Annotated in this window: 9 protein-coding genes and 1 tRNA gene; 4 read left to right on the forward strand and 6 right to left on the reverse strand. The window is 51.7% G+C overall.

The genetic code is table 11. The annotated features are described in order from the left end of the window. Positions 1–346: 346 nt before the first annotated feature. A tRNA-Met gene (locus tag KPC83_RS06755) sits at positions 347–423 on the reverse strand. 269 nt (positions 424–692) lie between these two features. Between KPC83_RS06755 and KPC83_RS06760 the strand changes: the two genes are divergently transcribed. Further along, positions 693–1,568, forward strand: coding sequence for a type III pantothenate kinase (locus KPC83_RS06760; RefSeq protein ID WP_216278493.1), 876 nt, complete (start codon positions 693–695; stop codon positions 1,566–1,568). 183 nt (positions 1,569–1,751) lie between these two features. Here KPC83_RS06760 and folP read toward each other — a convergent pair whose 3' ends face one another. Further along, positions 1,752–3,467, reverse strand: coding sequence for a dihydropteroate synthase (folP, locus tag KPC83_RS06765; protein ID WP_216278494.1), 1,716 nt, complete (start codon positions 3,465–3,467; stop codon positions 1,752–1,754). Between the two features lie 282 nt (positions 3,468–3,749). Between folP and KPC83_RS06770 the strand changes: the two genes are divergently transcribed. Then, positions 3,750–4,565, forward strand: coding sequence for an exodeoxyribonuclease III (locus KPC83_RS06770; RefSeq protein ID WP_216278495.1), 816 nt, complete (start codon positions 3,750–3,752; stop codon positions 4,563–4,565). Between the two features lie 136 nt (positions 4,566–4,701). Here KPC83_RS06770 and KPC83_RS06775 read toward each other — a convergent pair whose 3' ends face one another. From KPC83_RS06775 to KPC83_RS06790, 4 genes are all read right to left on the reverse strand, one after another. Continuing rightward, the gene (locus KPC83_RS06775; protein ID WP_216278496.1) at positions 4,702–6,723 is read right to left on the reverse strand and encodes a cation:proton antiporter; all 2,022 of its coding nucleotides are present in this window, start codon (positions 6,721–6,723) and stop codon (positions 4,702–4,704) included. 72 nt (positions 6,724–6,795) lie between these two features. Further along, a complete protein-coding gene (locus tag KPC83_RS06780) occupies positions 6,796–7,662 on the reverse strand; it encodes a DUF6580 family putative transport protein (RefSeq protein WP_253200914.1) in 867 nt (288 codons plus the stop codon). Further along, positions 7,634–9,223, reverse strand: coding sequence for an ABC transporter ATP-binding protein (locus KPC83_RS06785; protein WP_216278497.1), 1,590 nt, complete (start codon positions 9,221–9,223; stop codon positions 7,634–7,636). Before KPC83_RS06785 ends, KPC83_RS06780 begins: the two co-directional genes overlap by 29 nt. Beyond that, complete coding sequence (locus KPC83_RS06790) at positions 9,220–10,110, reverse strand: energy-coupling factor transporter transmembrane component T (protein WP_216278498.1); 891 nt, start codon at positions 10,108–10,110, stop codon at positions 9,220–9,222. Before KPC83_RS06790 ends, KPC83_RS06785 begins: the two co-directional genes overlap by 4 nt. A gap of 226 nt (positions 10,111–10,336) precedes the next feature. On the opposite strand from KPC83_RS06790, the gene glmU reads away from it, so the two are divergent. Next, positions 10,337–11,734, forward strand: coding sequence for a bifunctional UDP-N-acetylglucosamine diphosphorylase/glucosamine-1-phosphate N-acetyltransferase GlmU (gene glmU / locus KPC83_RS06795; protein WP_216278499.1), 1,398 nt, complete (start codon positions 10,337–10,339; stop codon positions 11,732–11,734). Between the two features lie 47 nt (positions 11,735–11,781). Continuing rightward, positions 11,782–12,765 (forward strand): ribose-phosphate pyrophosphokinase, encoded by a 984-nt coding sequence (locus tag KPC83_RS06800; RefSeq protein ID WP_216278500.1) that lies wholly within the window; start codon positions 11,782–11,784, stop codon positions 12,763–12,765. The last annotated feature ends 233 nt before the right edge of the window (positions 12,766–12,998 follow it).

Consider the following 12,998-nt stretch of genomic DNA (forward strand, 5'->3'; position numbering starts at 1 on the left):
GCGCCGCAGGCGAGTTTATCGGCCAGCTGTTTTATAGACACATAGAAAGGCTTTTGTAATCTTACCTCACCAGGGCGCAATCTTGTGAAGAGCGTGCTTGTGCACATCCGCAAGCTACTCGTGCCAGAGCGTCCTATGCTTGCGCCAGAGCGAAACTGTGTTGAGCAAAGGTAATGATATGACGCAAATCAGGCACACTTTTCTTCCTATATGCCGGAAGCCATCGCAAAAATGGACACCGGAAAGAGTCAGTTTGGCTGGTGGTAGCCTATTTAGCCAGCAATACGCCTGTTTCAGCGGCAGATAAAAAACCCTGACCTGTTCTCACAGGTCAGGGCTGTATTTTTGGTCGCGGGGGCAGGATTTGAACCTACGACCTCCGGGTTATGAGCCCGGCGAGCTACCAGACTGCTCCACCCCGCAATGTCTGGGCGCATCTAGTGCGCAAGGGAGAATACTACGCTTCTGCACACCCTTAGTCAAACAGAAAGATAATTCGGCGCTTATTCTCCACAATCCGCACTAACTCTTACCGCAACAACCTACAGCCCATCTCCCCATTCACACGCCCGCAGTATACAATTGAGCATGCGGTATATGTCCTGCACACCACTTAACGTGCACCACAGGCACCGCCCAACAAAGCCACCACGTGCAACCATCTCCTTGCCGCACACACCTCCGGAGGTTTCATGCTCCTCGCTGTTGACATGGGAAACACCCAAACTGCCCTTGGTCTCTTTGACCAAGACACGCTCATTCAATCTTGGCGCATGCCAACCGACCGCAGCTTTACCAAAGACGAGCTGCACCTCCGCCTTCTTGGCTACTTTCAACTACACAAGCTCAGCCTCGATATTGTCACTGGGATTGCCTTTGCAGGCGTTGTCCCTGACCTTTTGCGCTCGTGGACACTCGTTGCCCAGGAGCTCTCGCTTCCCATTATCCAAATCGGTCCTGATACCGCCCTTGTTACCAATGTTGTCGCTCCTAACCCCGCCGAGGTTGGTGCTGACCGCATTGCCAACGCAACCGCAGCCGCCACGCTCTATGGCAGCCCCTGCATTGTTGTTGATTTTGGCACTGCCACCAACGTTGATGTCATCAACCACACGGGCGCCTACATCGGCGGCGTTATTGCTCCTGGTATTCGCGTAGGCCTTGATGCCCTTATCGCGCGAGCCGCCCGTCTTGCTAGTGTCCCGCTCGAAGCGCCGCAGCACACCATTGGAACAAGCACTCTTGAAGCTGTGCAAAGCGGCACTGTCATAGGTGCTGCCGCCATGGCAGAAGGCCTTATCCGCCGTATTCAAGGCGAGCTACAAACACAAACCGCTACAAGCATATCCACAAATGCGGCCGCGCCCACAACCACACCAGCACCCACAGCCACGAGCTCCACAGCTCACAACAAACCCGCCACCGTCATTGCAACTGGTGGCCTTGCCTCGGTTGTTGCTACCTGCACCGACGTCTTTGATGTGGTTGATCAGCAGCTCACCCTGCGCGGGGTACACGAAATCTGGAAACGCATGCAAGCCATACGCACCGCGCATAGCCCACAGTAATTACGCAGGCTCAAATCTCGCATACTCTGCAGTAACACGCGCAGACCCAGATACAAGCTCGGATGCACGCTACGCCGAGCTCAAGTGCACGCTACGCCGAGCTCAGGCGCACGCTTTGCCAAACACAAAAACCCAGCCTCACCCTACGGCATGCTAAATACCGCCGCAAGCCAAGCAGAACTTCTACAATACGCCCAGCTCACCAGTCACATGCCCGTAGCGCTCCTCAGGCTCCTTTACATCGATACCCTCAAAGCGGAAAAAGCGCGCTGGATCATGCATTAAATCTTCAAGCGGTACAAGCACAAAGTCACGCTCACCAAGGCTCGGATGCGGTAGGCGCAACTTATCGCCACCATGAACCTCGCCGTCCATCCAAATTAAATCGCAGTCAATCACCCGCGGTCCATTAACTCGCGCGCTCTTGGTACGATTGCGCCCCAGCCTGTTTTCAACTTGCATAAGCTGCTCAAGCAAAATCAGCGGCGCAAGCTCAGTCTTAATCTCAATGACTGCATTTGCAAACGGTTCCTGCCGTGTTTCGTATGCCGGCTCACTCTCATAAATGCGCGAACAATTGGACACGCAGGTCATCGGAATCTCGGCAATGAGGTTTTTAGCTGCACGAATGTTATCGGTGCGCTTTCCCATATTGGAGCCAAGCGCAATAAAAGCACGGCGTGGCTGCGGACGCGCAATAGCCCAAAAGCCATTCAAGAACTGAGCAAATCCGGTTACATCATGCACGCGCACAATATTAGCGCCCAGCTGAATTGCTCCAAGACATACGCCATAGGTTGCCGCATCACGTGCCCGAGCATCAGTCACGCCCGAAATTGCACCCACAAAGCGCTTGCGCGACACGGCGCACAGCAGAGGGTATCCTAGCGAGGACAACTTGGCTGTCTCACGCTGAATAACAATATCCTCATTGGCTTCTTTACCAAAACCAGGACCTGGATCAATGCAGATGCGGTTTCTATCCACACCTGCCTGCATTAAAGCGCGTGCCTGATCTGACAAGAAACCCATAACTTGACGCATAATAGGCGCCGAATCAGGCAAGGTAAAACGCCGCAGCTGTGAACTCGCACCCAGAGTAGCGTCACGCTTGGCCGAGCGTGCCATAATGGCCTGAAGCTCATCGCTCGTTGGCGCCTGCTGCTCTGATTCAAGCATCAATGCAGCTTCTTGCTCACGCTGAGCGTCCGCACTTGCAGCACTATTCGCTTCATCTACCTGTTCAGGCGCTACTGCTGCCTCAGAGCCATTTGGCACCGACATGCCCAACAGAGGCAGCTGTGTCTGCATAATTCCTGTGGTTAAACGCCCACGCTTTGCCTTAGCGCCCCTACCAAGCTCAGCATTTGCAACACGCTGAGCCCGCTCCGCTGCATAAGCAGCTGCCGACGTATCCAGCTGCACCGCCGTATGACGGCGCGGTTCCTCAGCCAGTGGGTCGCCTGCATGCATAATAATAACGCCGCAGGTATTATGCGTTACAAACTCAACCATCTTAGGGTCAGTAAAGCCAGTGACATCATTAACAATGCTTGCACCCACGCGCACCGCAGCCTTTGCCACCTCAACGTGGCGCGTATCAATTGAGACAATAGCACCTTTTTGAGCCAGTGCGCGAATTACCGGCAGCACCCGCTTAGCCTCTTCATCAGCAGAAACCGGCGTAAATCCCGGACGTGTTGACTCTCCACCCACATCAATAATGTCGGCACCTTCGTCCAACATCTTAAGACCATAAGCAATAGCAGATTCGGGATCTACATGGTCGCCGCCGTCCGAAAACGAGTCAGGCGTTACATTGAGCACGCCCATAATACGCGGACGGTCGAAGCTCAATTCATACTTTCCGCAGCGCCACGTCTTAGTATCGGTTGCCATGAAGTTCCTTTCGGCCTAAATACATCTGCTTGGTATTGTATCGAACTTGCACCTCCTACGCCGCATATATAGCCTACGTTCATGCAAGCCGTACGCACTATCCATGTTTATGACGCAGCCATATTGCCGCAATAGCCACACAAAAATTTGCCCGCTCCCGCTGAACATTCTGGTATGGTTCACATAATGTAATTACCCAGAAGAAGTCATGTAACTGCACAAAGGCTTTCCAGCGCAGGCACATGCCCGTCTTTGATTATCACACTTGCTCTAAGGAGTCTTATGTCTAAAACCTATACTTTTACCTCTTGGAACGTCAATGGCCTTCGCGCGGTCATGAAAAAAGACCCAAACTTTGTCGAAATCTTTGCCCAGCTTAATGCTGACTTCGTTGGTATCCAGGAAACCAAGATGCAAGAGGGACAGCTTGAACTGGATTTACCGGGTTACCATCAGGTATGGAGCTATGCCGAGCGCAAAGGATACTCGGGTACCGCTGTATTTTCGCGCGAGGCTCCGCTCTCGGTGCGCCACGCTGATGCGGTTCTTGCCTACGCCACGCCCGAATCGCATGAGCTTGTGGCATGTGCCGCTACCGAGGGTCGCGTTTGCGCTCTTGAGTTTGAGCATTTCTGGTTTGTTGATGTCTACACGCCAAATGCTCAGGACAAACTTGCCCGCATTGATGTGCGCATGGCTTGGGACGATGCTTATCGTCACTTTTTATCTGCGCTTGAACAAGAAACCGGAAAACCGGTTGTTACCTGCGGCGATTTTAATGTAGCCCACAATGAAATTGACCTAAAAAACCCCAAGGCTAATCGTGGTAACGCAGGCTTTTCTGATGAAGAACGCGGCAAGTTTACCGAGCTTCTTGACGCTGGTTTTGTTGACACATTCCGCTCGCTCTTCCCCACGCTTGAGGGGGTCTACAGCTGGTGGAGTTACCGCGGCAACGCACGCAAGAACAACACTGGCTGGCGTATTGACTATTTTCTGGTAAGCGAAGCGCTGCGTCCACATATCAAGTCAGCAAAAATCTTAAACGAGATATGCGGCTCCGATCACTGTCCGGTCACACTTACCCTTGAAATATAAGTGCAGCTACCGCTTGGCTGCCACCGTGCCTCGCGCTAAATCTCTCGCTACCGCCTGACTGCCAACGCACCTCTCGGCTCATCTCGGCTGCCGTTAGCATCTCTCCTCAAAATCCAGCAGCTAGACAGTCACAGCCTCAGCAATCGCAATCCTCGCTGTCAGACAGAAGAACCACCGCAGCGTCAATTTGCTCATTGGTTCCCATAAGACCAAGCGTGTCCCCCGCTTCAAGCGGTGCACTCGCATCGTGTATGGGCATTACCAGCCCCTGATGCCGCATGGCAATAGCTTGCGCACCTGTTCGAGCACGCAAATTAATCTCGGTAAGCGTAAGCCCTGCAACCTCGCAACGACCCACTTCAACCCAGCGCATATTTACCTCATCAAATGAAGCCATAAGCTGCTCAAAAGCTTGTACACGTTGCGAGCGTGCCGAGTCCTCCATAGCCTCATATCCGCGTACCCGCAGCGCGTCAACAAAGGCCTGTATTTGGTTTGCCTTAAAATCAAGGTCAAGTAAGGTGTGGCGCAAGAGCTCAATACCACCCTCAAGCTCAGGACGAACCGCCTCAACTACACCCGCTTCTGCAAGCGATGCTAAACCGTCCTCAGTTGTTGCACGTGCTGCAATACGCAACCCAGCGTGCATAGCCAGGCTCTCATACGCTATCTTTACCGCAGAGCTTTCCCGCGAGATAGTAAGAACCAGTTCACGCGCACGCTCAACATGGGCATGGCGTAAAATCTCTGAATTGGCCGCATCTCCTACCAGAACAGGGATTCCCGCTGCTTCTGCAAGTTCAGCTGTTGGCAAATCGCGCTCAACCACCAGCACCGGCACCTCAAGCTCCGAGAGAACATCGGCAACCACCGAGCCTACCGTGCCATAGCCAACAATCACCACATGATTTTGCAGGTCATGGGGTGGCTCTTTGAATGTGCTAACCCGCCGCTCAAATAAACGCTGCAAAACGGGCACGTGATGCATGTATGTCTCAAGCGGGCGCTCAAGCTTAAAGACAAAACTATTAAGCGCAATCGAGATAACCGCACTACCCAAAATAAGCGCATATTGGTCAGCACTCAAAATGCCAAGTGCCATACCCGTTTGCCCAATAATAAACGAAAATTCGCCAATTTGAGAAAGACCCGCAGCAATGGTTAGCGACGTGCTCACGCCCGCAGAAAAGAGCAGACCAAGCAGCATATTGATAAGCCATTTGCCCAGAATAATTAACGCAACAAGCACAAGTAATTCGGGCATGTGAGCAAAGAGCGTTCCCGGATTTACCATCATGCCAACTGATGCAAAAAAGATGATAGAGAACAGGTCTTGAAACGGAATAGTTTCTGCCGCTACCCGATGCGAGAGCTTAGACCCTGAAACCACAACGCCTGCCAAAAATGCACCAAGCGCAACGGATAGGTCAAACAAAGTTGCTGCAGCGATTGCCGTACCAAGCGCAATAACAACAACTGCCAGTTGGAAGAGCTCACGCGGGCAAAAGCGCGCAATACGCACCAGCAGCCACGGTAAAACGCGTGAGCCTACTACCAGCATAAGTGCTACAAATACAACGGTTTTTATGAGTGCAAGCGCAATTTCTTGTGCAATTTCTTGCGGGCTAATATCGCCCGACCCAAATACCACGGGCAACACAACCAAAATAAGCACTGTCACTAAATCTTCAACAATCAACCAGCCCGTTGCAACCCGTCCACCCTGCGTATGGTAGAGACCCTCATCAGTTAAGTTTTTTATGAGCACTACCGTCGATGCAATCGAGACAGATAAACCAAGCATAACGCCTGCCGCAGGCTCCCATCCAAAGGCCTGAGCAAGTGCGTAACCTGCAAGTGTTCCCAAGGTAATCTGCAGAACAGCGCCCGGAATAGCAATGCCTTTTACCTCGTTTAAGTCTTTAAGAGAAAAATGCAAACCGGTGCCAAACATCATAAACATGACGCCGACCTCAGCTAGCTGATTCATAGCATGCGAATCGCCAATGAAGCCGGGAGTAAATGGTCCTACAGCCAAGCCACCCAGCAGGTAGCCCACCAGTGGCGGCAGTTTTAACATACGCGCTGTTAGACCTCCCACAAAGGCAGCAACGAGCGCCAGTACAAAAGTCATGAGTAAAATGGTATCTCCGTGCACGGAACCTCCATGGGTCGGGCTATCGCGTGTACGTAGCGAAGCGAGCTATCAAAGAGCAATCAAATATCTTCTTCACTCATACCCATGCAGCATAAATTTTTGCACAACGCGCTCAATGCGCCGTATCCACGGTACAAACAAGACCGCTAAAAACGCGCAAGTGGCTAGGCTATGCAAAATATCAAAAGGAAGCGCCGAAACAAGACGAGCAATGGCTCCTCCCCAGGTTAGAGGGCGCACAAAACCAAGAATATCGTAGCTATTGATAATTGCACCAAAGATAAAACCAGAGAGTGCGCCATACGTAAGTACGAGCGCCATGCGTGGCTGCCCGTTTAAGCGCATAATGAGATGAGCGTCGTTAAGAAGCCCTGCACCATAACCAACAAGCCCCCAAGCATACATCTGCCATGGCGTCCACATTCCCTGTCCAAAAAAGAAATTGCTAGTGAGCGCTGCAAGTGCACCAACCATAAAGCCCTCGCGCCGGCCAAGCGCCACACCAGCAATAATTGCAATTGCCGAAACAGGCTTAACGTCTGGAATGGGAGCGAACAATATTCTGCCGGCAGCCGCTAGTGCCGACAATACAAGCACCGGCATAAGTTGTCGAAGCCCTGGACGCGCGCGGTCATAGCTCATAAAAAACAGAACAAGTACCACTATCACTACAAGCAACATAAGCGCAGCAGCAGGAATATCAGTCCAGATAAGGCTTGCCACCATGCAAGCGGGCACCAAGAGCAGCAGCGGATATTCAAGCCAGCGCATATGAGCAGCAGACATCGCATGTGTGACAGGCATTGGCGCAGGGGTCGACGGCAGAGCTGTTTTGTGAGAGGCAGGAGAAATTGGCTCTGGTAGAGCAGGGTTATGCAGGTCGGAAGAAGCTGCGGCAGGCGCAGCAGATTTATGCGGGGCGGAAGAACATGGTGTCATGAAAAAACTCCTCCCCGCTGGTTGTTGCTGCAATCTCACCATCAAACATAAGCGATACGTAATCTGCCATAGTACGTACTGCCGCTAAATCATGCGTTGCCATAACAATAGTAGTGCCTTGAGTGCGCTGCTGGTCCAAAAGCTGGAGCAGCTGATTGCGTGCCTGCGCATCAAGTCCTTTAGTTGGCTCATCGAGTACCAGCAAACGTGGCTGCATAAGTAATAGCTTTGCTAAGGCTAGCAACTGCTGCTGACCGCCCGAAAGGTCATAGGGATGCACATCTACCTGTGAAGTAAGTTGCACCTTGTTAAGCATGGATTTAGCTGCTTGAAGATTGTATCCACCAAGCCCTGACCACTCCATAAGCTCTTCGTAAACCGTCTCGCACGCAAACAATGCTACAGGATTTTGCGGCAACAATGCCCGCTCAGCAATTTTGCATGTAAACTTGCCTTTTGAAAGTTTTTTTGCACCCGCAATAAGCTGTAGCAAGGTTGATTTTCCACAGCCGTTGCCGCCAACAAGCGCATGAATACAGCCCTGCTGAATAGTTATATCAAGACCACGCAGTATCCACGGAGCATGCGGCTCATACCGATAATATGCCCTAGAAAGGCTGACGGCAGGGGCTGTGGGAGCTGCGGCGTTTACCGGAGCGTCAGTACTTGCGAGGTCTATGCCGCTTTCTGAGGTTGCAGTGTTTACCAAGTCTGGCATAGCTTTGTGCTTCACCGGCTCTACTGAACATGCTTGGAAGTTCAACGGTTCGGGCAGCCCCCGTGAAGCAAGGGCCACATCTCCCGCTGCGTGCAAGGTCTTTCCCTCCAAGGTCTTGCAGTCTTCACACGCCTCAGAATCCTCACGCTGATTGAGCGGAACCTCCTGCACGTGCCCGTCAACAAGACGAGCCATGTGCGTTGCATACTCATGCATTGTCTCAGGCTTGTGTGTTGCTACTACCACCGTACAACCCAGCTCCTTGTTGCTCCTAAATAAAACATGCAAAAACTGCTTTTCGGCGATGGGGTCAAGCTGTGCGGTTGGCTCATCAAGCAATAAGATGTGCGGTTGCATAACCAATGTGGCAGCAAGCGCAAGCAGCTGTTTTCTTCCACCTGAAAGGGTATCGCACGGCTCATGCAGCCAGCTTTCCATACCAAAAAAATAGCAAAGGTCGGCTATTTTCCTGCGCATCTGCGCGCGCGGCACTCCCAAGTTTTCAAGTCCAAACGCCAGCTCGCGCAAAACCGTATCGCACACAATCTGATTATCCGGGTTTTGAAACACATAGCCCACCGTACGCGCCGAGCTTTCGCGGTCGAGTTTTTCAAACGGAATCCCTGCTATCAGCCGCTCACCACTGCAGCGCCCTGACGGCGCAATCTCCGGCTTTAGCAGCGATAACAAGCTTGACTTACCCGAGCCGGTGGCACCGGTGAGCAGCGTAAACGAGCCCTTAGGAACACGCCAGCTGAGCCGGCTGAAGACTGGGCGTGTAGACAGCGCATACTGAAACGACAGATTACATACTTCAAGCGCGTATGGCTCAGACAAACTCATGAAAAACGCCTCGTTTCAATTGTTAGATATATCGTCGGAGCCAGCATCCAGAGGGCATAGAACACATATCCCAGCCACCAATGATTGATGCTAAGCCGTGGATAGAAATGCACGCTAGAAGAAACTACAGCCGCTACTGCCACATAAGCTATACCGCCCAACAACACAAAGGCTATCTGCATATACTCGCGGCTAGTCAGAGAAAACCTCGTGTAAAAACTTCGGCGCGACCCCGCATCCCAGCCGCGTGCGCGCATAGCATCGGCTGTTTCAAGTGAGTCTTCAAGCGCCCAACCCATAAGAACATGTGTAGCGCGCAGTCCATCCTGAAAGGCGTTACTCGTGCCACGTTTTATGTTAGCGCCACGCCCTATGTTAGCGCCACGCCCTGCTCGCACCACCGCCTGAGTAGACATAATGGTCTGTCCTTGTCGCAGATAGCGAGGTATGAGACGCATAAGCTGCGCCAACATAAGAGCAAGGGTAGGCATACGGTTGCTCAAAAGTGTAAGCACGTGGTCAAAGTCGAGCATCTGTGCCGCCACGGCAAACCAGCCCACACTCGCCACAAGCAGCCCTCCCATGCAGGCGCCATACACCAAACTTTCAAGATATATCGCACGGGTGCCCAGTCTAAATACCTCGGTTGAACCTGAGGCAGAAAAAAGGGGATTAACCAGTGCAATAAGCAGTACAAGCGGCATCTGCCAACGCAATTGTTTAAGCACGCCCAACAAACCCGTACTAATACACAAATACGCGCCAGACGCGCAGCATGAAATCCCAATGAGCACCGGATGCATTGCGCTCATAACCACGGCAATGGTTATTGTTATGTAAAGAGCAAGCGGTGCTGGGTGCATACTATCCCATACCTTGTATTTCATGTAGCGCTCACCATATCCTTGTATTGCCCACGCTATCTATTCTCAGCTAAAACCCCTCATCTATTGTAGCTGGCTCCCTCAAATGACTGTGCAGATTTGACCAGTTTTGACCCGCCACTAAATCTGCGTCAAAACGAACGATTTGCGAACCTGCCTCTTGGGGTCACGAATTGCATGCTTCTGCGGTATCATCGAAGGGCATCATACCTATATTTGAGGGGAGCACATGGACGCCACCGCTATTATTCTCGCTGCTGGCGAGGGTACCCGCATGAAGTCCAAGCATGCTAAGGTCTCCCATTCTATTCTGGGAAAGCCGATGATTTTATGGGTGGTTGACGCTGCACGCGCTGCAGGTTGTACCCGCATTATCGTTGTTGTTGGAAGTCATGCTAACGAAGTACGTGAACTGCTTAACACTCACTACCAAGAACAAACCCCCTGCGTTGAAACTGTTGAGCAGACCGAACGTCTAGGTACCGGTCATGCAGTAAAAATTGCCTTAGAAGCATGTGATATTCAGTCTGGCTCTGTTGTCGTACTAAACGGTGATTTGCCACTCATTCAGCCAGATACTATTTCGCGCTTTATTGATTCGGTGGCGAGCGACAACTATGCAGGCACCGTGCTTACCATGACACCACCTCAGCCCTTTGGCTATGGGCGCGTACAAATGGATACAACCGGCTCAATCGTGCGTATTATTGAGCAGAAGGATTGCACGCCAGAGCAAGACGCCAATCTGTTAGAATGCAACGCCGGCTGCTACGCTTTTAATGGCGAACAGCTTGCAAAACACATTGGCTCAATTCGTGCCGAAAACGCACAGCACGAGTACTATCTGCCTGACATGGTAGAGATTCTTAAAGCAGCAGGCGAACGGGTTGGTATCCTTCACTGCAGCGATTATCGAGACGGCTTGGGTGTAAATTCCCGCGCGCAACTTGCCGAAATTACTGCACTTGCCCGTGAGCGCATCAATGCACAGCTTATGGACAACGGCGTGAGTTTTATCGACCCCTTACAAGCCTGGATTTCACCTGACGCGCAGATTGGTTGCGACACCGTCATTTGGCCACAAACGCATGTTCTTGGACATACCATCATTGACGAAAACTGCCAGATTGGACCCAATACGCGCATCATAGATAGCATTATTGGCAAAGACTGCATTGTGGACGAAACCGTTGCACTAGAAGTGCAGCTTGAAGACCAAGTAACCTGCGGTCCACGTGCATATTTGCGCGCTGGTACACATATGTTAGCTGGCTCAAAAGCGGGCACGCACGTTGAAATTAAAAAATCTACCATTGGTGAGGGGTCAAAAGTCCCCCACCTCTCCTACATTGGTGATACCACCATGGGCGCAAACGTTAATATTGGTGCAGGTTCTATTACCTGCAACTACGATGGAGCGCGCAAGCATCCAACCCACATTGGCGACCGCGTATTTGTGGGCTCAGACACCATGATGGTTGCACCAGTTTCTATTGGCAACGACGCAATTATTGGTGCGTCAAGCTGTATTACTAGGGATGTTCCTGATGGAGCGCTTGCACTTGAGCGCTCTAATCAGCGCATTATCGAGGGCTACGGTGCGGCAAAGAAACGTCGTACGCAATAGCACTCATGAGCATGTATGTTTGGCGATCCATGTAAGGAGCAGAAGAGATGCCAACTAATGACCCCGGAAAAACCCTCTGTGTTAGCAAAAGCCTACGCGTGTTTTCCGGCTCTTCCAATCGTCCGCTTGCCGAGAAAATTGCCCAAGCACTAGGAGTGTCACTGGCACCTATTACCCTTGAGCAATTTGCAAATGGCGAGATTTATGCACGCTACGATGAGACCATTCGTGGCGCGGACGTATTTTTTGTTCAATCAATTTCTGGTCGTGTAAACGACATGCTTATGGAAGTTCTTATTGCGACCGATGCCGCTAAGCGCGCTTCCGCTCGGTCTATTACAGCAGTAATCACGCACTATGGCTATGCCCGCCAAGACCGCAAAGCTGGCCCGCGTGAGCCTATTACCGCGCGATTAGTTGCTGACCTGCTTGAGCGCTCCGGTGTTGACCGCATCATTACGCTTGACTTGCATCAGGGCCAAATCCAGGGTTTCTTTAACATTCCGGTTAATCATCTCTCCGCTCTGCCTCTTTTTGCCGACTACTACAACGCTATGAATTTTGACACCGATAACCTGGTTGTCCTTTCTCCTGACGTTGGTCGCGCAAAAGCCGCTAAAAAACTCTCTGACATGCTGGGCTGCGGTTTAGCTATTGCGCATAAGGGTCGTCCTCGTCATAACGCTGCTGAAGTTATGGGAATTATTGGCGACATCAACGGAAAAACCTGCATTATCAACGACGACATGATTGACACGGCAGGTACGCTTTGCGCAAGCGTACACGAACTTAAAAAGATGGGTGCAGGAGATATTTTTGTCTGCGCGACGCATGGCATTTTCTCTGGTCCAGCTATTGAGCGCCTCAACAATGCGCCTATCGTTGAATGTGTGGTAACCGACGCAATTCCAGTTGATGAACAGGGCAAAATTAGCACCATTACCGTTGCTGATGAGTTTGCCGGTGCAATTTCTGCGGTGTACAACGAGCAGTCAGTGTCTGAGCTGGTAGGCGGCGACTTCGCGATGTAACAACAGGGGCATACGCGCCCGCTTGTTTCCTGAAGGCAGGTGTGGGGCGAGCTGTTGTTGCAGCCCTGTTTTTGCTCTTGCTTTGGTTGGTGGCATAGCTTTTCTAAGGGAACTGCGCTTCGCGAAAGTTCCCTTAGAAAAGCTATGCCACCTTTATACTGCAACCCAACTTTTCTGAGTCACCGACCAGCGCGCCCCACACCCGCTGTACACAAGCAGCACGTATGCGGGAA

Source organism: Collinsella sp. zg1085 (genome assembly GCF_018889955.1).
Lineage (GTDB): Bacteria > Actinomycetota > Coriobacteriia > Coriobacteriales > Coriobacteriaceae > Collinsella.

Coding starts and splice junctions, on each gene's coding strand:
- KPC83_RS06760 (WP_216278493.1), top strand. CDS start 693: ATGCTCCTCGCTGTTGACATGGGAAACACCCAAACTGCCCTTGGTCTC.
- folP (WP_216278494.1), bottom strand. CDS start 3,467: ATGGCAACCGATACTAAGACGTGGCGCTGCGGAAAGTATGAATTGAGC.
- KPC83_RS06770 (WP_216278495.1), top strand. CDS start 3,750: ATGTCTAAAACCTATACTTTTACCTCTTGGAACGTCAATGGCCTTCGC.
- KPC83_RS06780 (WP_253200914.1), bottom strand. CDS start 7,662: ATGACACCATGTTCTTCCGCCCCGCATAAATCTGCTGCGCCTGCCGCA.
- KPC83_RS06785 (WP_216278497.1), bottom strand. CDS start 9,223: ATGAGTTTGTCTGAGCCATACGCGCTTGAAGTATGTAATCTGTCGTTT.
- KPC83_RS06790 (WP_216278498.1), bottom strand. CDS start 10,110: ATGAAATACAAGGTATGGGATAGTATGCACCCAGCACCGCTTGCTCTT.
- glmU (WP_216278499.1), top strand. CDS start 10,337: ATGGACGCCACCGCTATTATTCTCGCTGCTGGCGAGGGTACCCGCATG.
- KPC83_RS06800 (WP_216278500.1), top strand. CDS start 11,782: ATGCCAACTAATGACCCCGGAAAAACCCTCTGTGTTAGCAAAAGCCTA.